The sequence below is a fragment of the Sporosarcina sp. P34 genome (assembly GCF_002743375.1).
Lineage (GTDB): Bacteria > Bacillota > Bacilli > Bacillales_A > Planococcaceae > Sporosarcina.
This window is the reverse complement of the sequence record NZ_PDZC01000011.1, coordinates 26,892-52,925: the sequence shown is the minus strand read 5'-3', so window position 1 is coordinate 52,925 and position 26,034 is coordinate 26,892. Positions and strand designations below refer to the sequence as shown.

At 41.6% G+C, this 26,034-nt stretch carries 19 protein-coding genes; 4 read left to right on the top strand and 15 right to left on the bottom strand.

Features of this window, described 5'->3' with window-relative positions; genetic code table 11:
• Positions 1 to 221 precede the first annotated feature (221 nt).
• Entirely contained in the window at positions 222 to 749 is a 528-nt protein-coding gene (locus CSV63_RS13945; RefSeq protein WP_099696365.1) for a DinB family protein, read from the bottom strand.
• A gap of 524 nt (positions 750 to 1,273) precedes the next feature.
• Here CSV63_RS13945 and CSV63_RS13940 point away from each other — a divergent pair.
• On the top strand, positions 1,274 to 2,626 hold the full coding sequence (locus CSV63_RS13940; protein ID WP_099696364.1) for a YjiH family protein: 1,353 nt from the start codon (positions 1,274 to 1,276) through the stop codon (positions 2,624 to 2,626).
• 1,293 nt (positions 2,627 to 3,919) lie between these two features.
• Here CSV63_RS13940 and CSV63_RS13935 read toward each other — a convergent pair.
• The 9 genes from CSV63_RS13935 to CSV63_RS13895 all read right to left on the bottom strand — a co-directional run bounded on the left by CSV63_RS13935 (position 3,920) and on the right by CSV63_RS13895 (position 11,587).
• Positions 3,920 to 4,258 (bottom strand): antibiotic biosynthesis monooxygenase, encoded by a 339-nt coding sequence (locus tag CSV63_RS13935; protein WP_233192119.1) that lies wholly within the window; start codon positions 4,256 to 4,258, stop codon positions 3,920 to 3,922.
• A complete protein-coding gene (locus CSV63_RS13930; RefSeq protein WP_099696363.1) occupies positions 4,258 to 4,677 on the bottom strand; it encodes an ankyrin repeat domain-containing protein in 420 nt (139 codons plus the stop codon). Before CSV63_RS13930 ends, CSV63_RS13935 begins: the two co-directional genes overlap by 1 nt.
• Positions 4,667 to 5,458, bottom strand: coding sequence for an ABC transporter ATP-binding protein (locus CSV63_RS13925; RefSeq protein ID WP_099696362.1), 792 nt, complete (start codon positions 5,456 to 5,458; stop codon positions 4,667 to 4,669). Before CSV63_RS13925 ends, CSV63_RS13930 begins: the two co-directional genes overlap by 11 nt.
• Positions 5,445 to 6,476, bottom strand: a complete 1,032-nt coding sequence (locus tag CSV63_RS13920) for a FecCD family ABC transporter permease (RefSeq protein ID WP_255408948.1) — start codon at positions 6,474 to 6,476, stop codon at positions 5,445 to 5,447. Before CSV63_RS13920 ends, CSV63_RS13925 begins: the two co-directional genes overlap by 14 nt.
• A gap of 4 nt (positions 6,477 to 6,480) precedes the next feature.
• Entirely contained in the window at positions 6,481 to 7,455 is a 975-nt protein-coding gene (locus CSV63_RS13915) for an ABC transporter substrate-binding protein (protein WP_099696361.1), read from the bottom strand.
• Between the two features lie 372 nt (positions 7,456 to 7,827).
• The gene (locus CSV63_RS13910; protein WP_099632219.1) at positions 7,828 to 8,592 is read right to left on the bottom strand and encodes an ABC transporter permease; all 765 of its coding nucleotides are present in this window, start codon (positions 8,590 to 8,592) and stop codon (positions 7,828 to 7,830) included.
• Positions 8,589 to 9,335, bottom strand: a complete 747-nt coding sequence (locus CSV63_RS13905; RefSeq protein WP_099696360.1) for an ABC transporter ATP-binding protein — start codon at positions 9,333 to 9,335, stop codon at positions 8,589 to 8,591. The genes CSV63_RS13910 and CSV63_RS13905 overlap by 4 nt, the downstream gene beginning before the upstream one ends.
• 23 nt (positions 9,336 to 9,358) lie before the next feature.
• Positions 9,359 to 10,063, bottom strand: coding sequence for a CBS domain-containing protein (locus tag CSV63_RS13900; RefSeq protein WP_099696359.1), 705 nt, complete (start codon positions 10,061 to 10,063; stop codon positions 9,359 to 9,361).
• 135 nt (positions 10,064 to 10,198) lie between these two features.
• Complete coding sequence (locus tag CSV63_RS13895) at positions 10,199 to 11,587, bottom strand: trypsin-like peptidase domain-containing protein (protein ID WP_233192115.1); 1,389 nt, start codon at positions 11,585 to 11,587, stop codon at positions 10,199 to 10,201.
• Positions 11,588 to 11,848: 261 nt separating this feature from the next.
• Here CSV63_RS13895 and CSV63_RS13890 point away from each other — a divergent pair, with 261 nt between their 5' ends.
• The gene (locus tag CSV63_RS13890) at positions 11,849 to 12,133 is read left to right on the top strand and encodes a hypothetical protein (protein ID WP_099696357.1); all 285 of its coding nucleotides are present in this window, start codon (positions 11,849 to 11,851) and stop codon (positions 12,131 to 12,133) included.
• Between the two features lie 445 nt (positions 12,134 to 12,578).
• Here the strand turns inward: CSV63_RS13890 and CSV63_RS13885 are convergent, their stop codons facing one another.
• The 4 genes from CSV63_RS13885 to CSV63_RS13870 form a co-directional block, all read right to left on the bottom strand.
• Entirely contained in the window at positions 12,579 to 13,514 is a 936-nt protein-coding gene (locus CSV63_RS13885; RefSeq protein WP_099696356.1) for a carbohydrate kinase family protein, read from the bottom strand.
• A gap of 96 nt (positions 13,515 to 13,610) precedes the next feature.
• Entirely contained in the window at positions 13,611 to 15,026 is a 1,416-nt protein-coding gene (locus CSV63_RS13880) for a putative Ig domain-containing protein (protein ID WP_143565410.1), read from the bottom strand.
• 10 nt (positions 15,027 to 15,036) lie between these two features.
• Positions 15,037 to 15,831 carry a cohesin domain-containing protein gene (locus CSV63_RS13875; protein ID WP_099696354.1) on the bottom strand — a complete coding sequence of 265 codons (795 nt, stop codon included), beginning with the start codon at positions 15,829 to 15,831 and terminating at the stop codon, positions 15,037 to 15,039.
• Positions 15,832 to 15,847: 16 nt separating this feature from the next.
• The gene (locus tag CSV63_RS13870) at positions 15,848 to 18,742 is read right to left on the bottom strand and encodes an Ig-like domain-containing protein (RefSeq protein WP_099696353.1); all 2,895 of its coding nucleotides are present in this window, start codon (positions 18,740 to 18,742) and stop codon (positions 15,848 to 15,850) included.
• 94 nt (positions 18,743 to 18,836) lie between these two features.
• Here CSV63_RS13870 and CSV63_RS13865 point away from each other — a divergent pair, with 94 nt between their 5' ends.
• Entirely contained in the window at positions 18,837 to 19,442 is a 606-nt protein-coding gene (locus tag CSV63_RS13865; RefSeq protein ID WP_099696352.1) for an Ig-like domain-containing domain, read from the top strand.
• Entirely contained in the window at positions 19,429 to 23,535 is a 4,107-nt protein-coding gene (locus tag CSV63_RS13860; protein WP_099696351.1) for an immunoglobulin-like domain-containing protein, read from the top strand. The genes CSV63_RS13865 and CSV63_RS13860 overlap by 14 nt, the downstream gene beginning before the upstream one ends.
• A 51-nt stretch (positions 23,536 to 23,586) precedes the next feature.
• On the opposite strand, the gene CSV63_RS13855 is transcribed toward CSV63_RS13860, so the two are convergent.
• The gene (locus CSV63_RS13855) at positions 23,587 to 26,022 is read right to left on the bottom strand and encodes an RCC1 domain-containing protein (RefSeq protein ID WP_099696350.1); all 2,436 of its coding nucleotides are present in this window, start codon (positions 26,020 to 26,022) and stop codon (positions 23,587 to 23,589) included.
• Positions 26,023 to 26,034 lie beyond the last annotated feature (12 nt).

The window sequence follows — 26,034 nt, the reverse complement described above, 5'->3', positions numbered from 1 at the left end:
CATACCTTTTTTAATTCACTGAAACTTATTTGAAACGTTTAATTAATTAGTAATCAAGAGTGTACCGAAGCGGAAAAAGGCCGACTCCTGCGGGATTCAGCGCGAATGTTGAGACCCCGCAGGAGCACCAGCGACGAGGAGGCTCAAGCGCGCCCCGCGGAAAGCGTGCCTTTTGTAGCGTAGGGGAACGGACTTTTTTTAAAGTTACACCATAGCCTCATTTATGATTTAGACGTTGATACTAGCGGTACGCGAGCCGACTTCACTTGCTCTACTGTCCGTTTCAACTGTCGTAGATGACGTTTTTCGTGGAACCCTACGAATCGGAACCATTGAATTAACGGCACGTTTCCAAAAATCGGATGCTTGAGTGATTTACAGCGAAGTTCTGTAATAGTGGCAGATTCATAGATATCCAGCAAATAATTTCTGGATGCATGCAACTTCTCTTTAACCTCTGGAATAGAAAGATGCATATCTGTTGGTTGTGTATATTCCGGTAAATATGCCTTTACTAATGGACTAGCCGATACACTGATCGGTTTTTTGAAGACACGTAAACTCTCAGGATTTTTCAATTCTTGGGCGATGTTAGTAGCAACTCGACATTCCATTAAGGCTAAATGTTCTACAATTTGTTTGGGTGACCAGCCGCCATGCGATGGTGTTCCGTTAAATTCCTCATCTGTTAAGCCATCAATCAACTGCAAGATGCGTTTACGGACCTTTATATTCTCTCCAAAAACCATCAACATCTACCTCCATTTTTCCTCGTAATCCATTCTATTGCCATAGCATACGCCTTTTGTTCAGAAATTTAAAGGGAGAACGGTTAGATTTTTCGTAATGCCTATCAATGGTGACAGACGAGTGCCAGTCAAGCTTGATATAAAAGGATTTCTTCCTGTTTCAATCTGCAAGATTTTCTACATCTTTTACTAGTTCTTGCGCAGTCAGCTAGCGAGTGTGCCGTTAAATTTATCTCTTGCGCTTGTCGTATCCATAACCTGTACACGCACGTAAAGTATTTGAACCTTATTGTGATAACAAAAATCATCCCCACCTTATAAAGGAAACTTGTCCGCTTGCGCAGCCGATTACCGTAATCCTACATAGTATTTTACTAGCCATATGCCGTTACATATCCCATTTCCATATAGACTGCTTGCTGACTGAAAAGTTACACTTTGTGCTAAAGTATTTACATCGACTCGTTAAACAGTATAATGAATAAATATACATCAACAAGATTATGTGCAAGGAGAGAAATACCTTGAAAAAATATACAGCTAGCACTTGGCTAGTATTCTTAATCCCGTCTATACTCGGCGTTATATTATTCATGATTCCACTACCCTTTACAGCGGGTTGGAAAGTACCAATTGCCAAATTGGCGGATTTATTGTCAGGCTCATTGGAACCAATTATTCCACAACTTATGATGTGTTTGATCATTGTGTCTGCACTCGGATCCATACTCTATCTATTTGTTAAAAAAGATCCAAACAGACCTTCATTCTTTACAAACTTATTCAAAGTTACACCGTTTTGGACGATTACCCGTATTATAGGGGCTATCTTCGCCATCATGGTCGTCTATAAATTAGGTCCTGAAGCGATTTGGAGCGAGAATACAGGCGGGTTGCTACTTGCAGGTGATGGACTCGTTTCCTTCTTGTTCAGTATCTTCTTCTTCGCAGGTCTACTGCTTCCTTTATTACTGAACTTCGGATTGCTCGAATTCTTCGGTACGTTAATGGTAAAGGTTATGCGACCTTTATTTAAATTACCTGGACGTTCTTCCATTGATGCACTGGCTTCATGGATTGGAGACGGAACAATTGGTGTCTTACTGACAAGTAAACAATACGAAGATGGTCACTATACACAGCGTGAAGCAGCGATTATTTCGACTACATTCTCTGTTGTGTCGATTACATTTACGCTCGTCATTATTGACAAAGTCGGTCTTGGAAACTACTTCTTACCATTTTATGCGACGGTTCTGTTCACAGGGGTGATTCTTGCCTTAATTATGCCAAGAATCTATCCATTACGTTCTATTAAGAATACGTATATTGACGATCGTGAATATTCCGAAGAGGACGAAAAACTGCCTGCCGGAACAAGCGTCTTCAAACTAGGACTCACTAGCGCACTTGATACAGCTTCAAAACAACGCTCTGTTGTGAAGACAGTTCGCGCAGGAATGCAGAACGTGCTTGACATGTGGTTCGGCGTCGCGCCAGTCGTTATGGCTTTCGGGACGGTTGCTTTAGTAATGGCTGAGTATACGAGTATATTCCGTATTCTAGGCAAGCCGTTCGAATACATCTTGAATGTCTTACAGATACCCGAGGCTGCAGAAGCCGCACAGACGATGGTCGTCGGATTCGCGGACATGTTCTTGCCCGTTATTTTAGCGGAAGGTGTCATTACATCGCCTATTACACTATTTACGATTGCAGCTGTTTCCGTAATTCAGCTAATTTACATGTCCGAAGTCGGTGGTTTGATCTTAGGTACAAAAATTCCTTTGAATATTTTCGACTTACTCATCATTTTCTTGCTGCGGACAATCATTGCTTTGCCTATCATTGCCGGTATTGCACATTTGTTGTTTTAAGTAGAGTGAGAACCCGTTACTTCTTTGTGAAGTGGCGGTTTTTTTGTTTGGGATAGAGCGGATTGCGTGGTGGATAGAGTGCTTCCCGATTGACATTGAGCGGGTGGCGCGGGCAATAGAGCGATTGAGATGAGGTATTGAGCGGATGGCGCGAGCAATAGAGCGACTGAGATGAGGTATTGAGCGGATGGCGCGAGCAATAGAGCGACTGAGATGAGGTATTGAGCGGATGGCGCGAGCAATAGAGCGACTGAGATGAGGTATTGAGCGGCTCGCGGAGTTTGAGCGGTTAACACGCTGCATAGAGCGCTTCCCGAGCGGCATTGAGCGGATCACACGAACGATAGAGCGTTTCACGATTGACATTGAGCGGATGGCGCGAACGATAGAGCGATTGAAATGATGTATTGAGCGGCTCGCGGAGTTTGAGCGGTTAACATGCTGCATAGAGCGATTACCGATTGACAGTGAGCGGATCACACGAACGATAGAGCGCTTCACGATTGACATTGAGCGGATGGCGCGAGCGATAGAGCGATTGAAATGATGTATTGAGCGGCTCGCGGAGTTTGAGCGGTTAACACGCTGCATAGAGCGATTACCGATTGACAGTGAGCGGATCACACGAACTATAGAGCGATTGAAATGATGTATTGAGCGGCTCGCGGAGTTTGAGCGGTTAACATGCTGCATAGAGCGATTACCGATTGACAGTGAGCGGTTCACACGAACTATTGAGCGCTTCACGATTGACAGTGAGCGGATGGCGCGAGCAATAGAGCGATTGAAATAATGTATTGAGCGGCTCGCGGAGTTTGAGCGGTTAACACGCTGCATAGAGCGCTTCACGATTGACAGTGAGCGGATGGCGCGAGCGATAGAGCGCTCCAAGCCCAACATAGAGCAGAAATGCGACCTATAGAGCGCATTACACCAAACATTGAGCACATCCCCAACGACATCATCTCTCCTCATCACATTCCAACACAAAAAAACTGCACTCATTAAAGAGTGCAGCCAAATGAAACAGCTTGAAAGCAACCCTGCTGGAATGTCGTGAATGTCCGCAAGTAAAGGGAGGGTTGCGTTTCGGAATTAGTGTGGCAAAGCAATGGTGGGCTTTTGTACGCTAACTTCCAATAAATAGACATGTACAGTTTGCTTTCAAGTGTTTACGCGATATACGGTGTGCTGACGGGTTACCGAAAGCCATCTATACAGTGGAGGCCTATTCCACTGCATAGATCACAATCGGAATGCCAGCGACAAGTTTATGCTTGCCGCTGTTATGAGTTACTTAGTTTCCACTGTGTCAGCGGGCAAGTGCTGAACTTTCACATCAAATGTCTTCACTTCATTGCCTACTATTGGACTCGGTTCAGCCGGTGCTTTGGAGTCGTGCGCTTTAGCATTTTCACGACTATGAAGCCAACTGTCGAAAAATTGACGGTCTTCCCATGTCGTACATACTTTTATTTCGTCACGATCTTCGCTATCTTCATTCAACAATACTTCCATGCGAATGAAGCCTTCAAACGTGTGAACCGTTTTTGCTTTTGCAAAACGTGCGGTTACTTGCTCGCCTTTACCTTTTTCTACATATATTGTATTAATTGCGATCATTTTCTGCATCATACTACCTCCATTTGGATTGACTGTAAATATTCGAAGACAGGCACTGCTTGTGGGCCACCGACTGCTGCATGACGAAGTAACGGAATGCCGTGTGGACCTTTTATTTCGCTCCAGTTCGGATACCATTTCAACAATGCTTTCACTATTTCGAGTTCACCGAGCATAGCAGCTACGAATATATCCATACGTGCACCTTTTTTTAATAAATACTCCACAATATCGCGATTGCCAGTATGTGCCGCAGCTCCGAGACCGCTTTCCCAGTCGTCGCCACCCCAGTTCATGACAGCATGTACTAAATCGGGCTCCTGTTCAATCAGCTTTTGTACTTTTTCCAAATCGCCATGTGCTGCAATCAAATAGTCTCGTACCAGCGCTTGATCAATAGGTAGCTGCGTTTCTGTCTCATTCCTCATAGCATTCACCCTTTTCTAATTTACTTGGTGTGAAAAAGCATTTTCCATTATTCATGAAAATCTCCGCGTCAATTTCGAAAATGGAATGGAACATTTCTTTGCAAAGAACACATTGTGGAATTCCGTCAAAACGTACACTACCATCTTTCAATACAATGAGACGATCGCTGTAACTTGCCGCTTGGTTGATATCATGAAGAACCATGATAACAGTCATTCCATATGTTTCATTTAATTTCGTGACTAACTCCATCACTTCCAATTGATGCGAAATGTCCAAGTACGTAGTGGGTTCATCTAGCAATAACACTTTCGGTCGCTGAGCAATTGCCATTGCAATCCATGCACGTTGACGTTCGCCACCGGATAATGATTGCAACATACGATTCTTATACTTCTCTAACTTCGTTACACCGATTGCCCAATCGATAATCTCCTGATCTTCACGACTTAACTTGCCATAGCCCGACCGGTGAGGATGTCGGCCAAATTCTACTAACTCTCCTACCGTAACGTCGAGCTGATGATCTTGCATTTGCGGAAGCATAGCTAAATTTTGGGCCACTACCTGAGATTTCATTCGTTTCAATCGGTCGCCGTTTAGCAGAACTTCTCCGCTTCCTGGTGTGATTAATCTAGAAATCAATCGCAGAAATGTCGACTTACCTGAGCCATTAGGGCCTAACAAACTGACGATCTCCCCCTGCTTAATATGCAAATCAATAGACGTTAATTCGAATGAATCCGAATGTCGATAGGTAAGTTCTTCAGTTATCAGCAAATGAATCCCTCCGTTTTTGAATGAGATACAAGAAGAATGGTCCACCGAGGAATGATAGTAAAATTCCTACCGGCAGTTCGATTGGATTAAATAACGTACGAGCTATCGTGTCCGCTACTACGACTAGCAATCCTCCACCGAGCGCGGAAGCCGGTAGCAAAAACCGGTAATCCCCACCTACTATTGAGCGCATAATATGTGGCACGACAAGACCAACGAAACCGATCAATCCGGAAACACTAACAGCCATTCCCGCAAGTAGTGTACTTAACACGATGAGGAAAAATCGGCTTTGCTCTACATTATGTCCGAGCAACTTCGCCACTTCGTCACCTAAACGCAAGATACGAATATGCTTAACCGAGAAGGTGGCTAGCACGAGAGCAGCAAGCGCATAATAGATAATCATTTCAAACTGCACCCAGCCGACACCTGCGATTCCTCCAGCTAGCCAAGGCAACACTGCTTGTACACGGTCGCTGTATAAGAGCATCAATGCACTCATACATGCGCCGATTAACGCGTTAATTGCGACACCAACTAAAATGATTCGTAAAGGTGATGCCCCACCTCTCCATGACAATGCATAAATTACAATGGCTGTTGCGAGCGCTCCCAGAAATGCGGCAAGTGGTAAGAACATGATGTAAGCTGGATAGATAATCATAATAATGGTCGCCGCCAGTCCTGCCCCTGATGAGACACCAATAATTCCGGGATCAGCCAACGGGTTACGCATTACTCCTTGTAATATCGCACCTGCGACTGCGAGACTCACTCCAACAATCATACCGACTAGCACGCGTGGAAAGCGAAGTTCCCATACAATTCGCCGTTCCATCGTGTCACTTGCTACGAAAATCCCTTCCCAAATTTCCTGTATGGAGAACGACACCGGGCCAATCATTAGGCTCAAGATAGCTGCGATCATGAGTAAACTGCCACTCGTCACGAGGACGATGACCCGCTTTTTGGCTAGTGGATGACGTTCTTTCTGCGTCTGTTCTTCTGTTGCAATCAATTTATTTAACCTGTTCTAAGCTTTCTTTCATCACGTCAAGTGCTTCCACTACTTTTGTCCCAGGGTTCGTACCAAATAAGTGGGAAGGTAAGACGATGACGTTTCCTGCTTTCACTGCATCTAAATTTTTCCACGCTGGATTTTTCAACATTTCGCTTTCGAATGCCGCTTTGACCGCTTCCGGTTCGCCGTGAGTAATCAGCATGACCATTTCAGGATTACGTTCAATGATTTTCTCTACACTTAAACTTGCGTACTGTGGATATTTTTCTTCATTCGGGAAATCACTTGCAATATTTTCCCCGCCAGCCAGTTCTAGTAGATTCCCTGATAATGAATTCGGAAGCGCCGCCATGTATGTCCCCGGTGCCCCGTATACTAATAATGTTTTCACAGCATCTGCTTTATCGGCTGTGCTTTTATTAATTTGTTCTGCGATGCTGTTTTGTATTGTTTTTGCTTCTTTTTCTTTATCAAACAGCTGACCGAATAGTCCAATCGTGTTTTGAATGTCTTCCACAGAGTTAGCTGCTGTGTAGACGATCTTCATTCCTTGACGATTCATATTTGCTTCATGTTGTTTGAAGCTTGGTGCAGCAATCAGGACTTCAGGATGTACTTCCGCAATCTTCTCAAAATTCGGCTGATGTGGATTTCCAATTTCAGCGATGCCTTCTAAGTCTTTATTCGGAGGTCCTTGCACTGTCGGTCGTCCATCTACTTCTATCCCAAGTGCTAGAAGCATGTCGAGATCACCAGAACTTAGCGTTGCGACAGATTTTGGCGTTTCGTCGAATGTTAATGTTTGGCCAGTCATGTCTGTCACTTCGATACTTGCCTTAGTTGTTTTCTCTATCTCTTCTGCTTTTACTGTGGATGCATCTGTTTGATCTTCTGCTTTCTCATTCGCTGCGCTACACGCACTGAGTACAAACAGTAACACCAGTACGCTTAACACGCCTGCTAACTTTTTCATCTCTCTTCATTCCCCCTTGAACATAATGAGAATATTTCTCATTGAGGATCATCATAGTCGATAATGAGAATCATCGTCAAATAGATTCGCAAGAATGAATACTTTGTACTAGTAGTTCGATGTTAAATCAAATGCGGGTTTTGTCTGCATATAACGGGTTTTTCACAATCCGAAACTCAAATTATTAAAAGCTATTGAACGTCAAAAAAGGCCTTGCACCCATCTTGGGCAGGCATTCATGAAGCGTCGTCGATTTATAGCTAAGCTTTTAGATGACGCCGCAGACAGTTCCACGGTGCGGCCATATGATTAGTGTTCCTAATCGTACAAAGCCTCGGCATTTCTACACTTTCAAAAGCACTCAAAAAATAGTTACTTCGAGTGCTCTTGTCGTTGTAGCATTTGCATGCGTTCATTAAACAATGTTGGATAAGAGAGTAAACCTAAGCAAACACTCGTTAATGCAGCAGTTGTCAGTAATAAAAATATGACTAAAATTTGAAATTGAACAGCTTCTAAAGGATCGGCTCCTGCGATGATTTGACCGCTCATCATACCGGGCAATTGCACCAGTCCGATCGTCTTCTGGCTTTCAATTGTCGGAATCATACTTGCCTGAATAGAGCGGATCAACTGCTTATGTATCGCTTGTTTGGGTGTGCCGCCAAGTGACAAGATGAGTTCACTTTCTGGTCGATGTGCTTCAACTTCCGCCACGAAACGATTGAGGAATAAAATCGCAAGGACCATCGAGTTTCCGATCACCATACCGGTCAATGAAATAATATATTGCGCAGTAGCCGGGACAATCTTGAATCCAAGTAAGATACTTTGCGTCAACACTTCTAGCAATACAAAAGTCACAATCAGCTTCCATGTGATCCCTTTAATACCTTCTCCTTTTTTACGCGCATTTTGCACGGCCGCGCCGATCATCAAGACCACCATTAAAAAGATGAACAAATAACTTTCTGAATCAAAGACGAACTTCAGTACAAAGCCGACCGCCACTAATTGCACTGTTGAACGGATCGTCGCGATAATAGTATCTTTCTCCAACTGCAATCCAAGAGTTTTGGACAGTACTAACGGTATCAACACGAATATCAGTGTTAGGAATAAGGCAGTGGTACTCATGCAAAGTCCCCCTTCAAAAAGCGATGGACCGAAGGGATGTCTGAATCATCAAGTACGGATATTTCGCCGGCATCCACTAACTTCCCGTCCACCATAATCCATGCATATTGCCCCATTCTCCTCGCCTGTTCCAAATTATGCGTGATCCAAATGACCGTGATAGCATGCTCTTCATGCAGTTTACGAATCAAATCTTCCACTTCATTCAATGAAGACGGGTCGAGCGCAGATGTAATTTCATCCATCAATAAAATCTTCGACTGATTCAATAATGTTCTGGCAATCGATACTTTCTGCTGCTGGCCACCCGACAAGTACTGGCTGTCACGTTCGAGATATTCACCTTCAAGACCAACTTGATCTAAAATATCCAACGCTTTTTCTTTACTCAAGGTCTTGCCTTGTAAACGTAAAGGCAGTGCCAAATTATCATAGACACTTCCGGCGATCATTGGTGAATTTTGTAACACCATACCCGCTTTTCGACGTAAATCGATCGGTGACATTTCATGAATTGTCTGTCCTTGCACTGTAATTTCTCCAGTAGTAGGACTCAGCAATCCGTTACACATTTTTAATAATGTCGTTTTCCCAGCACCCGAAGGACCGACTAATACGGTGATTTGATTCGTAGGGAAAGATCCCGTTATCGCATCAAGAATCTTCGTGTCCCCTACTTCAAACGACACATTGTGAAAATGAATCGCAGGCTTATACAAAAATTTATTCTGTTCACTTTCCATCCATTTCACCTTTTCTACAGTCTTCATTCATCTATTTTGAGTAAATCCAACGGCGTAATGATGCCAAGTAGTTTCTCGTCTTTCCCACCTTGTTCCGTGATGAGCAATGCTTCGAGCCGTTTCCCTGAAGCAATGGACTTTCTAAAAAACCCTTCTGCTTCATACACCGACATGGAGCTTTTGACGAAACGATAGGTTTTTCGTCTTTTCTCGTGATTATATACGTCTAATAATGTCGGTATTTCCCGGGAAATGCAATCCGTTTCCTGATCAGCCAGCCAATTCATAATGCCATCTGCGGTAATTAATCCGATGAATCGACCCTTTTTGTAAATAGGCAATTGATTGATCTTCCATTTTCTTACTAAACGCAGACCGGTAGCGAGTGATTCATCTGCTTGCACAATATGTACTTTGCCGGAAAATAAATCTTTAACTGTTAACGGGTTGGCTAATTTTTCATCTATACTCTCAATCAGTTTTACAATTTCATCATGGGGCTCTGCTATAGCATAATCAAACCCCGTCCGATTATGCACAATCGCATTACGTAAACTGCCGAACTCCCGTAAATCCTCTTCATAATGAGCAACTACAGCATGTTGTGTTTTGGCTCTATCAATCTTCTTCGAGAAGGAAAAATGGTTCGGCAAATCTGTAATCTTCATCAACGATTTATCGATTCGGTTAAATGCAATGAGAAAACGTTCTGAATTTTTATGCTCCACGATTGATCGCCTCCTAGTCTAGGAAATTATAGCATATTCCATTACCATTCTAGCTTTAGAATTCATCACATATTCTGCTTCCCATGATACAAAAAAGCCGTTACAGTATCTGATCACGGACACTGCAACAACTTTTTATTGATTGGAAATCTGTTGAATTTGATAATTGTCAAACTCATCATTCACCACTGTATACAACTTCTTCTTTTCCAAATACTGTACCGTTCCATCTTCCTTCGTGAAATTCAATGTTTCATACGTATACACTTCAATCGATTGATCAGTATAGATCACATCAGTGACAGACGTATCAATAAATTCATAAAACTCATTTTTCACGGATAGTTCATGTAAGAAATCTTGCAGCTCACTCTCCGCCGAACTTCCAGGTGCAATATAAGATGCAATATAATCATAATCGTTATGGTCTATAGCCGCTTCATATTGAAACCTGAAATCATAAATGAAATACTCTACCTCTTCATCCGCTACTTCTGTATCATTCCCATACTCTTCTGCTTCTGGCTCTTCTTCGTAATCAAAGTATTCTTCTTCTGTGTCGTCATAGCCACCATAGTCTTCATAATCAAACGAGGTATCTTCCGAATCTTGATACGACTCCGGCACGTAATCATCATAAACATTGAATAACGCAGCCACCGCTTTATTGCTCATTGGCTCGTTAATCCAGTCGTCAACCTGTTTCCGCATACTATGCATCGGAATGGAAAACCCGAATACGGTATTGTCTTTGTAGAGTAAGGAATTAATGCCTATCACTTTACCCGTGGTGGCATCTAGCAACGGACCGCCGCTACTGCCGTGATCAATTTGTGCATCAATCTGATAGATTTTTTCATAAATGAAATCCATTTCCATGTCCCGATTCAAACCCGTCAAATACCCAATAGACGCGGTGTTCTCAAGACCTTTTGGACTTCCTAGCGCAATGACTTCCGTACCGATAGGAGTCTCTTTCATCTCAGTCACAAATGGTTTCACATGTTTATTCGCTTCTGATTTGATCAGCGCGATATCATAACGATCAGAAATTCCAATGACAGTACCGTTAAAATCTTCACCCACAGAATTCTTCACCCTCACGTCGGTATAGCCTGCCACTACATGTGCATTCGTCACGATATAGCCACCAGCCTTATACAGAAAACCTGAACCTGAACCGTCTCCCGTACGAATGGTAAACACTTTCGGCAACGATTCTTTAATGAGTTCTGTTTTATCTTTCATTTGCTTCTTCGTTTCATTGATAACAGTAGGCGCCTTTTTAATCTTCAATTCAGCTTCATCTTTACTAACCAATTTTGTTTTAACGGATGCTACCGTTTCTGTCGGCCAGCGAAAACTCCAATCTGTCGCATAGCCATAGCTAATCCCACCGATCCATAATACGAAGATCATTGCGAAAATAGGTTTCATATTGCGCGACCCGTGCATTGCCTTGCCGCAACCTCCACAAAAATTCGCAGCTTCTGTATTTTTATGACCACATATCGGACAGTACATACGATTCCCCCTCTCCATTCCCTAATGGATTTAAATGGCTTTTCTCTCCTAATTATATCATATGGACTAATACAAAAGGCACACCATCATTCAATTTACTCTAGTTCAACTTTCCCTATCGTCGTCACATATATGACTTCCAATATTTTTTCTTTCAATCTTTATACACCAATCCATTCTTATTGCATATATCCAATGAAGCGGCACAGTTCTTTAGCCAATTTCTACATACGCTAAAGAGAGAAGGAGGTGCATAAAAACATGTCATCTAAAAGGTTCAGGCCACACCATGATTATGACGTGCCGTATATTCCAAGAAGAAAAGCACGATGTTATGATGAAAAGAAAATTATTCATATACTTGCTGATTTGACAATGGGCGCTCCCGTTGAAATTACACTGAAAGATTCAAAGGAAGTACAACATAACGGATACTACTTACAATTCGATAGAAAAATCCGTGCCGTCCACTTTCAACCATTTGGCGATTCAGAAGTCCAGATGATTGATGTAGAAGATATTTGTACTATTCGATATGGCTCGTGAAAGAACAAAAAATGTACACAGCGCACTGTGTACATTTTTTTGTTCTATTTGGCTGGGGTTTTTGTTTGATGCTTTTATTAATAGGTTTATTATTTTCTGTATATAGCTTTTTGGAGCGCCTAGGGGATGTGATAGAGCGGATGGGTGGGGTTATAGAGCGCTTGGCGGCAGTGATTGAGCGGCATTGCGAATGCATAGGGCGCATGGCGGACGTGATTGAGCGGGTAAGCGGATACATAGAGCGCTCGGTGGCCATGATTGAGCGGAGATGCGACATAGAGCGCTTGGCAGCCATGATTGAGCGAATAAGCGGATACATAGAGCGCTCGGAAGCTATGATTGAGCGAATAAGCGGGCACATAGAGCACTCGGCGGCTATGATTGAGCGGTTAAGCAAACACATAGAGCGCTTACAGACCAAGAATGCAAAATCAAAACCGCTACATCACTCCAGTTCATCCGCATGCGGCATTGCGGAAAGCGCGCCGACTTTCATTGCGCATAGCGCCCCCATTCGATTGCCGAACTCGATATGTGTAAGCATTTCTTCGAGCGATTCTGGTTTGCCATGTAGATGAAGACCGCGAAGTACGCCAGCCAAGAAAGCATCCCCTGCTCCTGTGGTATCTACGGGATCGATGGGCTCAACCGCCACATGATGTTGGGCTCCTTCAATGACGGCAAGGGTTCCCGCCTCGCCCATCGTCAGCATGATGACCGGAATACTGTAGGCGGACAGTAGCTCTAGTGCTTTTTCTATATTCGATTCTTGCATAAGAAACAGGAGTTCTTCTTCGGTAAGTTTAAGCAAATCCGTTTGATCTAAAAATGAAAGAATCGTATCTCGACATTTCTCCTCACTTTCCCAACGTAACGGACGAATATTAGGATCGATCGAGAGATATACATTGTGTTCTTTTGCTAATTCGACAGCTCTCTTCGTTGTTGCCAAAGCTGTCGGCTGGAACATCGTACCGGAGCATATGTGTAAAATTGAAGCGTTTTGGAAAGCTTGTTCTTGTAAATCACTCGGTCGGACTTGGAGGTCAGGCGTGTCATCTATGTATTTTACAAATACTCGATCGCATTCTGGAGTCAAATGTACATAGACACGATTGACTTTCTTCTCTGGTGAACGGACAGCAAACGTTATATCAACACCTTCTTGACGCAGCTCTTTTTCTGCAAATACCGAGTCCTCGTCTTCTCCAATTACGGTAATTAATGAAGATTTTGCACCTAGGCGAGAGACACCCGCCGCTACATTGACTGTTGCTCCACCGAGGAATGTAGAAAATTTGGTATTCGTTTCATCTGTTGCGATGTAGTCTACGAAAATGTCCCCGTATATGAGGACGTGTTTTTCTTGTGAATGAGTCATATGATGGATCTCCCTTGGACGTTTCTTTCTATACTATCACAGAAAAAAGCCATCTTCTCTGATTATCTATCATTCAGCGAAGATGGCTATGTGTAGTTAATTAGGTTGTAAAATATGTTGCTTTGTTTCAAGAAGATTTCCATATTTATCATACATACGGAATGTGACCGTTGAATTCGCCGGGAAATTCGAACTGATTAAGCTGAATTTCTTATCTCCTTCAAAATGCATGTTATACGTATTGTTAACCGTTACTTTATAAACGTCTGTCGCTACATCTACTTCCATTGTATGAAGATTTAAGAACTGTACATATTTAATCGCAATACTATTTAAGTAATTAGCAGATACGACGTTGACTTCAACGCTCACGGTGAATCCAGTATCTCCAATCATTCCTTTAGCAATGACTGTACCGATTTTCGATGTATCTACCGGCTTCCAGCTGACTGCTTCTTTGCCTGTTGTTTTATCTTTATATGTGACATTTACTCTTGTCGGCAGTTCAGGAGTACCGTTCAATTTAACGTTGATTGGCAATGGTTTTTCTACGGACATGATATTTGAATCGATTACGTTGATACTAAACATCCGCTTTTCACTATCACCAAGCGCATCGGTTACTTGAATCGTAAAGTTGTAAATTTGGGCACGTGTCGGTGTTCCACTGATCTCACCAGTTGTTTCATTTAGAGTCAGACCTGCGGGAATAGTTCCTACACGCTTAAATGTATAAGGTCCGCGTCCATTCATAGCTGTCACTTGCTCGCTGTATTCACTCTTCAATACCGCGTTATCCAATTCTTTTGCCTGGATTGCTAGGAACGTCGTGCGCTTGCCAGCAATATAATCTAAAATAATTTGCGCATCTTCCTGCGTCAGCACACCGTCTCCATTCACATCAGCAGACAAAAACGCTTCACGGTCTGTAATCGGTTTATTCAAATGTTGTAGAATGCGAATAGCTGCGGCGGCTGTAGGCTTATTATTTCCCACTACGTCGCCAACTGGCATTTTACGAACAATTTTTCCGTTCATTGGCGTTACAATCACATCTTGATTTAATCTACCCTTCATATTCATTGAAGTAAGTGAAAGTTCAGCAGACGCTCCCGCTTTAAATGAAGGTGCGAGTTCGTATACTAGATAGCCTACTGTAATCTTGTTCCCTATTAAACGTTCTTCTTTCCCAGACATCGATATAAAGTTCAAATCTAGTGCATTGTTATTAATCGTGGATCTTGTACGGAATTTCTGATCTTCAAAAGTAGGTTCTGGCCGGAAACTCTTTAATGTAACACCGACAGTAGATGGTGCCGAAATCACAAAATTCCCTGATGTTAAATAAGAAGTATCGCGAATAGTAATGGGAACTTCCACTGTTGCACCAAGTGAGCGGCTTTCTCCCACTTCCAATGTTTCGGCATTGGCCGACTGTGCAATAACCCCTGACAACCCTAGCGCTACTAACACTAGCGAAAACAATAAGACTTTATTTAGTAAATTCTTCATATGGCGCACCTCAATTCACCTTAAACGTAAGCCGTACAGGCTGACTTAATTTTGCACCATTGACCGAGCGCAATTGATCTGTAACTTCCAACGTATAAGTATATTTCAGGTAAGGCTGCATCGGCTTCACTCTGAACTGCGTATCGCTAATCGCTTCCACTTCCACCGGGAATGCAGTATTACTACGCTTTACACTCACTGCACTTGCATTTAATGTAGCTGGATTATATGCCTTACTCAATGTAATGACCCAAGATTTATCAACAGCTACAGTACCGTCATAAGTCGACTCTTTCCCATCAAATGGCCTTAATTGTCCACTGATTAGTTGAGCATTGATTTTAGTACCTTGTTCATTATATAATTCAACATTTTCAAGCTTTAAGTCGTTGATCTTCCCTGAACCTGGCGTCAGGACAGTAGCTTTTACTTCCATAATAGTCCCATCAATTGTACTGCCGGAAGATTTTGCAAATGACATCGATATCTTACCAGCACCATCACTTCCACCTGAAGACAGGTAATCAGCTAACGTGTCAGTCATTTTGACATCTGTTGCACTAATACGCATATTGTCGGGATTGTATAAAATATCAAATGACCCGCCTGCAATTTTTTCATCACTACTGATGAACACTGTCAAATTGGCAGAGCCAGTCCGCTCCACAAATGCAGAAGATACACCGACTGCTGTCTTTTTAGTCGCTGCTTCTGTTGGGTTGACAGGGACGAGCAGTAGTAGAACACTGAATAGTAGTAGAAACTTAATTTTTTTCATGAAATATGTATGGGCATGCCCGCGCACGCCCTACCTCCTTTTGTCATCTGGCAGTGAATCGTAGTTGTTTTGGTGAATATTCGTCTAGGATTTGGTTGAATAAGGCTGGATCTTCTAACAATCTCTGAATTGAGTAATAACCGGGTGACACTCCGGAAGTTGATGTGAAGTTTACCGGATAAGTAGTTCCAATTCGTTCGAGTTCATTGGATGCAGCATCAAATGCGATAACTTCTACATAGTCGGTGACTTTCATGGATGCACGGTTAAATAGATAATAAGCCGGATCGGGTGTACCAGGCGTAATAGGAATTTTATTAGTAGTAAAAACAGTCCCGTTTATACGAACTTCTACACGATTTACATCGTTAACTACTTCAATCTTCCCGCCAGTCAAGTTCCCGGATGTTGTGAATGTCAATGTATCAATATAATTGCCTGGAACCACAATTCCGATATTATTAATATCATACAGTCCGCCCATGATCTTATCATAGCGGTCATTATCACTGACGAAATCGTCAAGCGTCTTGATTCCCTGCAGTAAATCGTTCTGTCCTAATACTTTTACCGTGGCTGTGTCAATTAATCCCCCATCCGCTGTAGTTGCAACAATACTTGTTTCCCCCTTTGCACGGGGTATTACAATTCCGCCCGGGTACACTTCTGCAACAGCCGGATTAGTCGATGTCCAGTTTACTTGCTGATTCGTTGCATTCGTCGGATAAACTGTATATCCAATGGAGATTTTCTCCGGATTATATCCCTCCGAATCTTTTTCCGTAAAGATAATTTCATGTCTATCTAATTTAATAGAAGTAACTTTCCCGCCAGATCCAGGACCAATCTTCACTTCCACTGTATAAACGCTTTTCGTACCGTCCACCGCTGTAACTTGTACTTTCACTTCTCCTGTGCCATCAGAAGACAGCGTTCTGTCTAAAATATCAACGACTGCATTACGATCCTGTGGGTGCGCATCAACTTTTACTGTTTGAGCTCCGCCTGCCGGGTAATCATCTGCCGGTACTTCAAATCTGAAATAATTCTTAACAGCCGGTGTGAAGCCCGGTACTGCTTTATCGTTAATCGAAAGACTGATCAAATTGGCATTGGCCGATTTTACGACTTCATTCAGCTGATTCCACCGAACATAGGAGTCCATCGGGTAATCCGCCAACTTGCCATGTAACTCCAACAAATTAAATGTAAATCCTTTCGCCTGCGCACTGATCTTCCCTTTGTTCATTAGCGCTACTTTATGTCTGCCTTCTGCATGGAAATTATAGCGACTGTAGTCTTTATCGTACTGTAACATTCTATCTGAATAAATCGGATGTCCTTCTCCGTCACCCGTTTGAGTGAATGTACCTTCTATCTTTAGCACACCGTCTGTCAAATGCCCCTGGTCATTCATTGGCTTGCTGAGATGTATGTATGCCCGTGTGGCATGGTTCCGTTTACTTGCGGTTGAAAAATCACCATGGACATGAACATAATCTCCGTCGCCTTCACCATATTGCGGAGTATCTGTATCCATTGAACCTTTGATCATCGTCAGCCAGCCGTCGGCAATTGTATAATCTCCATAAATTTTAACCGTTCCATGATTAACGAATAATTGTCCACCGACTTGCCTGACGTGACCTGTATTTTTTGTCATCTCCATGGATTCTTTAGACCCTACTTGCACTAACCCGCCGCCTACATCTAGGGATTTATTCTCCGTAAATGCATCGTCAAGTAAAGGTCCTCCATTGATTGTCAGATTACCGTCTACTTGAAGTTTGCCTTCCTGCACGTTAAAGCGACCTTTTTGTTCCAAATCACTTTTCGCATGGAATGTTCCACCATTTAGATCTATATGACCTTCTTGGAGAATGGGTGATGTAATGAATGCTTCTTGGCCGTTTAAATTTAAATAGCCGTGGGTCCGTTGTGTATACGATGCAAGCGCCAGCTCAGGCGAGGCTGAATTTTTATAGTTTCCATTCACTACAATTGAACCGTCTTGTTTTGCGTTCCCAGAAATATTCAACTGGCTATTATTTAAGCGGATACTCGAACCTGATTTTTGATCCAAGTTCTCCGCTTTGACCACAGCACCATTCACAGCACGAAGCTCTGAACATTTCAGCATGACTAAATCATTTGCCACTGTTAAGTTATAACCGTTCAAATTGATTTTCACATTTTCATGTACAAGCAACCCTTTTGGTTCATTTACATCACTTGTCAACGTCCAGTCACTGCGAATTTCACGCCCCGGAAAGCTAACAGTTTCTTGCTGTAAATTGGAAAGAACTTTTCTTAAATACGCTGCATTCACTGCGGTATTGAAATTCCCACCTGTAATCGTTGAGATTTTCCTTAATGTTGTTTCATCGATAATAGATGATGGCGTACTGCCGAAACTGATTGTATGAATTTGAATACCTTTCTCATACGCTTCATTAGCGAGCGACAGATTTTTCTCATTGTGTATGGACGTGCCAACAGTCATCAGTATAATAATTTTATCATTTATGGATTTTGTATCAGACAAGTCACGGATCGCTTTTTCCAATCCGCTACTTGCATTATTTGCATTTTTATCGGAGTATACCGCTAACTCATTCAGTGCGGCTTTTGCCTGATATTTATTGGATGATAACAGGAATGGCTTCGTTACGGCTTCATTGAAACCGACTACACCAAAACGATCCAATGAAACTCCCTGATCCACTACATACAATGCTTCCGTAATCCTGTTCTGCTCCGGATCTTGTGCTTGCATTGCAGGCGTATCCTGAATGACAAAGACAATATCCTTACCCCGTTCCACTCCACAACTTTTAGCGGTATCATGTTCAGCCGCTTTTGTCTCTAAAGGCTGCGTCACTGAAAGCATAACCAGAAACAGCGACAGCATAGCAATGAATTTCTTATGTATCTTCATTTTCCAACTTCCTTCCCGATAATATATATAGAGCGTTTTTTCCTCTTCGTAGTATCCACATACTATAAACCCACACATAAAAGGAGAATTTACTATGCGATTACGTATTGTTACTGCCGTCGCGTTACTGTGTTTCCCGCTGACAAGTCTGTTTAGTAATCAAATCAGTTACGCAGCAGATATCGAGCCGGTCACCGATCCTGTAAAGCCATGGACTATCACATTTTCGAAAGAAGTATCTGATCAAACAGCTAATCTAGAACTCATTACTATACAAACTCAAAATAACAATCTGTCTCTTTCTCTATCGGCAGATTTTGATAAAGTTATAGTAAAACCGAAAAATCCATACTTGTTTGGCGAACGCTATACATTGACGATTCCAGCTAGTTTTAAAGCTGCTTCAGGCAAAACTCTTAACAAACCAGTAACGAAGGAATTTGAGATGACAGGTACATACATATCAGATGTGTCCGCCACGATGAACCCTTTAGCAACTTCAGTTTCCGTTAAAGTGAAACCGGAAGTAGCAGCAGTGTCCTATTCGATTAATAATGGGAACTCGATCAAGTTACTACGGGATGGTGCCGACTCCTTTTCCAAAGGACAGATCGGTCTGGAGAAAGGTAATTTATTGACGATAACGGTATTAAATGAAGCGAACCGTATGATGGAGACGCAGTATTATGAAGTTAAATAAGGAAGGAATGAAGAGGATGAAAAAGTTTTTCCCTGCATTTATGGCTTTTTTGTTAGTGTTTTCTACTGTTGGACCGTTGCCTGGGGTAGCAGAAGGTTTTCCTGGCGCCATTAATATAGTTGATAAAAACAATATAAAGGTTGATATGGTTGATGGTAACTTCGCTTGGAAAATCACACTACATAAAAAAAATACTGGTAATCTAGTAGCTGAATTATCAGAAGAAAATACCTACTCTATCAAAGTTACCCCTGGATTATACGAGGTAAGAGCTGAAAGAATTGGCTCTGATCCTAAGTTCACCGAAATCTATTCGGGGATAGAAATAAAACCCAGACATATACCAATTAATGATATCACTACCGATATTTATAAAATTATTGTTCAGAATGTGATACCTGGTAGTGAAGTAAATCTCTACAAATCTGATTCACCAACACCCTATAAAACGCAAAAACCTAATGCTGAAAATATAGTAATATTTGATAAAGTTGATGCAAATGACAGGTACAGTGTAACTCACTTCATTGACGGTGCAGACAGTACTCCATCCGGGAATATAACTGTATATCCTGCTGCTGTGAAACTGGATTCTGTGAAAAACTCAGGTTCCACTAATAACCTAGGTGAGATACGAGTTTCTGGCACAAAAAATGATAACGAACTTGTCTTATATCGAGCAGAACAGTCAAATGATACGTTTGATGAAGATCAACAAATAATATCAAAGGGAAGTACTGCTAACTTCACAAAATTAAAAGCCGGTTTTTATCGTGTTATACAAAAAGAAAATGGAGTAGAAAGTAAACTCTCAAATATTGTTGAAATTATAAATGAACAAAAGCCAATTATTGAGTTAGAAGGACCTCATAGAATTGAGATATTCCATAATGAAAATGAACAAAATAAATATAAAGAAAATGGATATAAAGTAATAGATAAAAACGGGAAATCTACGACTTCAAAAGTTCCTTTAAGCTGTACAGATGATAACGAATTAAAAATTAGCGTGTCTATGAGATACAAAGATCGTTATATTGACACTGATCAACAGCCGACACCCGGCATATACACTTTGATATACACCGCAACTGATTGTAATAATGAAAAACTGTTTTCTACTGAAACTAGGGAGATCACCGTATATCCCAAGAAAATAGATATTATTGGAACGGTGAACACAAAGGAAAATAAAGAAGCGCTTCCCATTAAACAACAACTTTATGGTTCAATAACGGTTAAAAATATATTTAATAATGCAGGTTTGTATTTATATCAAGATCTTAGTGAAACCAATGATTTAAGTAAGGCAAAATTAATTAGGAAAATAACAAACTTAAATGAAAACACTTATACATTTCTAGATGTCCCTGTAGGTAAAGGCTACTTTGTATTTCAGGAGGTAGAAGGTGTAAAAAGTAAGTTTTCAGACCGTGTGGAGATCAAAGACACAACATCTCCCGATATTATATTACATCCTAATAAAGATGGAGCTACAAACTTAGACTTGGAGGTTGGGGATACATTCTCGGATCCAGGCTTTACCGCTATCGATAATATTGGTATTGCGGAAGAGGTTGTTACGTATGACCCTAGTCCTGTCAATACAAACCTACCTGGAAAGTATACAATCTTTTACAATGCGAAAGATACAGCTGGTCTATCCGCAATTGAACAAAGGAGAACTGTTACAGTGCGGCCAAAACCTGTTATTGCAATAGGCAGTACTGCTGCTGTTGGTGAAATTGGAGTTTCAAATATTTTCCCTGGTACGCAAACGAATAAAACTACACTTAAACTTTACAAGGCAAATAACGATGGTGTCTTCCCTGAAAACATTGATGACTTCTTAAAGGAATTTGAACTGGACGCAGGACAGACTACTTATGTATTTAAAAATATAGAGCCGGGAAGATACCTTGTTATACAAGAAGTAAACTCTCAAGTAAGTCGTCAATCAAATGTAGTTGAGATAGCCGATATTGATAAACCATACATCGCACTAAACGGCCCGGAAGAAATCAAATTAATTTGGCATGAAGAAAAACTTCCTATCTATAAAAAAACAATGTCTAAACCCAATACAAAGTATTCTTTCTTCGATCTTGGTGCAGTAGGAAGTGATTATTTATTATCCAAAGATAAGCCTTTAATTTTGACTTCCACATTATATTTACCTAATGGCGATGTTTTAAAACCAACTGGACCTGTATATATAGATAAATCATATGGTGTAAAAGAAAATATAGATATAGAAATACTTGAAAACGGAGAAAAGCATTTAATCAAACCTAATGGTAATATTGTTAAAAAAGATACAGTTGGTAAGGAAGTAATTGTCCGCACTCCACATGATAATACGTGGAAAGAAAATGACTCACAATCAATAAATATTGTACGAAAAGGTACAGATATTGCTTTCTCACCAATAGTTCTTCCTGAACCAGGAAAATATAAAATGAAATATACAGCAAAAGCAATCCGTGGTGCAGAAGCACAACCAAAATACAGAACTATTACAGTAGAGCCAAGAAAAATTAATCAACTTTCCAGCACACCAGGAACAAGTATTGTAACAGCTACCGTTGATACGTATAAAAATTTGTCTACAACTGTAAAACTGTATAATTCATACAATCAACTCCTAGATACCCACACTATAATCTGTGATTGTAGTACTGCAATAGCAACATTCAACGCAGTACCTGCAGGTATTGGCTACTACGTCACACAAACAGTAAACGGCATCGAAAGCCAGCCTTCCCTGCCGGTAAATGTCAGCATATTTGAAGATGCAAAACCGACCGCATTGATTACATCTTTCAACTTTGAAGAAGTAGATGCAATTAATGTCATTGACCATAAGGCTGGGGAAATTCGTGTAACAGTACCTAAAACAGCAAATTTAAAGAGCTTAACGCCTGTCATTACAAGTATTGGTACTATTACACCGGATCCACAAAGGGTAACGGACTTTTCTGACAGCAAAACTAAATTGTATAGTGTAGTAAATTCAGCAGGCAACACAACAACTACGAAAACCTACTCAGTTACGGTGAAACACGCTGTGAACAGTTCGGCGGGCAGCATGCCACTTGAAAAAGATGGAGTACTTACGCCACTATCCCCTTCCGTTTCACTCAGTCCTACTGAAATGGATATGGCAAAGGAACATGGTGTAACATTTATAACAAAAGATAAAAAAGTGGAAGCTCATGTCCCATCAAGTAACGTAATAGAATCCGGACATTCTACCTTTACATTGAAACAATCTTTTGTCGGAGAATCATATGAAGTAAGCTTTGGTAACTTATCACGCTTCATGCAACCGATTGAGCTGAAGCTACCAAAGTCAGAAACTAAAGTATTGGCTAAACTGATCGATGGATACACAGTTGCCGTGCCAAGTGCAACTACTTCCACTTCAACTATAGGTCTTGTGGATGAACCTGGAACGTACGCCTTGGTTGATAGTGTGAGTGCACCACGTATTAATCCAACGGCAACTGGCAGTGCAACGTATACGCTGCAGTTAGCACGACTTGAAACAGCTGGCACAATTTATTACACAACTAGTAGTAAAGATATATCATTCACTACTAGTCCACAGTCAACTAATGCTCAATTAAAAAATAAATATGTAGCTACAGCTTCACCTGCTGATATTCTGAAGTGGACGAAATATACGCCTAACGACAAGATTTCAACGCCAACAGGTGAGTTATATGCAGTCGTTGTAAACGGAAATCAAATCAGCCAGATCACGGCACTCGATGCCGCATCGCCAGTTGACTGGAGTAAAAATATTCCTTCTTACGATACGCACAAAGTTCTGAACATCAATTTCAATGCTCGAGTAGACCGCGAAGCTTTGTACTCCGGCCTGATCTATGTTATAGATGATGCAACTAATGAAAAAGTAGCTACTACCTTGCAAATGAGCGGTGACGGTAAGACGATTTATGTCGTTCCACAAAAGGCTTACACTCGCGGGAAACAGTATACCTTGCATATCGACCGTCAATTCAAAGGAAATACGAAGAATAAGGAATTCTTGAAAAAGTCTTTACTTCAAACATTTAAAATCAACTGATGACAAAAAAGGAGTTGCACCCATATGGGGCAACTCCTTTTTGCTGTGCAGTTACAATTTAATCTGAAACTTCATCTGCACTTTTTCTTTCAACTTAGCACCATTCGATGACTTTACCGTATCCTCTATAAATAGATAGTAATTGGCACCTTTTTTATACTGATAACCATTTTGCAATCGAATTTCCATCGTTCGGTTATTATTTGACACTTGATAACCAAGTGGGATCTTTACACCCGATTCATTCAATACGTAGACCGAGTCTGGATTAAATGTCTTAATGTCTAGCTCTTGATTCAGGTTGATCTTCCAGGCTTTTGTAGGCTCCACATTTTTACGGTCATCTTCTGTTTTATATCCTATGCGGGGGTACGATACTGCACCGTCTTGCTGTTTCACGATAACCGTGACACTGGCAATCTTCCCACCATCCACAGACGTTACCGCAATGGTCGTTTCTCCTGCAGAATGCGCTGTGACTTTACCGCCTTCCACACTTGCTACGGTAGGTTTGCTGGAATACCAGTTAACGTTTTGATTCGTCGCGTTTGATGGACTGATTCTGGTGGTCAATGTGGATTGCTCACCTACGATTAAGTCCATTTCAGGTCCTTTGCTAAGTGTGATCGATGCGACCGGAATCTTTGTTAATACATTTTCCGCTACGACAAATGTGTTACGGGAAATATTCGTCAGGGAGTCTGTTTGCAGTCCTGGGTTTAGCGGGTCATTACGTTTTACGGCAACGGCCCCACTTTCAGTATCACGTACAACAAATGAATAAAAGTAATCTCGTGGCTTTAACGTTCTTGAGACTTTCCATGTGTTATTCGGTTGCTTGATCATTGGAATTTCGATCCAGTGGTAGTTATCGCCGAAGTTACCCATTACCGAAACGGATTGAGATTTAGCTTCAAGCTCTAATTGATTGTTATAATCGTAACTACTATAAGTGAAGGTTACTTCTTTGTTATCTATTATCGGTCCAACAGTCGCATAAGGAGCAACTTTCAGTACGCTGAAAGTTCGGCCGAAATCATCAATCGTTTTGTCGCGATTGAGAGGATCTACAATCCATTCACCGTTTACACGGAAACCATATTCGTATTGGCCAGGTTGTAGTTCGACTTGCAGCTCCCAAACATTTCCTGGCTTACGTTCCATTTGTAGATCAACATTATAGTTGAAGCTTCCGTTTAGTTTTACGTCTTCAGTCAAGTTGTTTCCAATATAACGGAACTTCACTTGTCCGCCTTGGATGAATGGATATACTTGTAACTTCATAACACCATCTATTCCAGAAACTTTCTTAAAGATTGGTAATTTTGTTGTCGGATCTGACGATGCTTGATCCCATTTCCAGACCGTGCCGTCTGATTTTACTGCTAATGTGAAACTGTCAGAATAACCTCCACCCCCAACAGCAACTGCGTCATCCACCCCTTTAATTTGAATTGGTGTCGTCCGGCTGGATTGTGTACCGGAAGTATTTTTTCCCCACGTCCATACCGAGCCGTCTTTCTTGATAGCGATTGTGTGATTGTCACCAGTCGCAATTTTCGATACTTCATTTATACCTTGAACTTGTACAGGAACTAGTTTGTCTTCACGGCCGCCATCTCCCAGTTGCCCAAGACGATTTGTTCCCCAGGCCCAAATAGTTGTCTGGTCTTGTTTTAAAGCAACGGTATGGTTATCACCTGCTGCGATTTCTGTGATGTGTGAGATTCCTGGTACTTCGATTGCTTTTTCGTTAATACTTAATGTCTCTCCATTACCGAGCTGTCCGTACGTATTACGTCCCCAGGAAAAAACAGTACCGTCTCTTTTCAATGCAACAGAATGTTCCAACCCAGCAGCCACTGCAACAATCTGTGTGAAGTTTTGATTATTCTGAGAAGATGCCTGAACTAGTTTAGGCGTAGCAAAATCAGGATCTGTTGACTCTCTGCCCAGCTGACCGTAAAGATTTCTTCCCCACGCCCATACATCACCGTCTATATCGACAGCAAGCGTGTGCTGATCACCTGCAGCGATTGCAATAATTTTTTTAGGCAACGTGACATATTTAGGATCTTTATCTATTGATGGTCTCGCCGAATCACCCAATTGTCCGTTGTTATTCCGACCCCATGTCAATACATTGCCGTCATTATCAAGAGCCACCGTATGCTGACTGCCTGTGGCGATTGCCTTGATATTTAACAGACGATTCCCGTCAGTTTTTTGAATCGGCACTGGACTCAAAACTGGACTTGCAAAACCAATGACAGATTGCGTACCTATTTGTCCATAATCCTGACCGCCCCATCCCCACAAACTTCCGTCTTCTTTAAGCACCATAAAATGATCTCTTCCAGCATCAATTACATTTGTGTTGTTTTCCAGTCCATTTGCAAAGGTCTGTGTTGAAAATCCGGACAAAAACAGCAATAACAAAAGCAGTATTGCTGAGCTGACTTTCATCTTGAATATACTAAAAATCAAAATTCCTCCTCC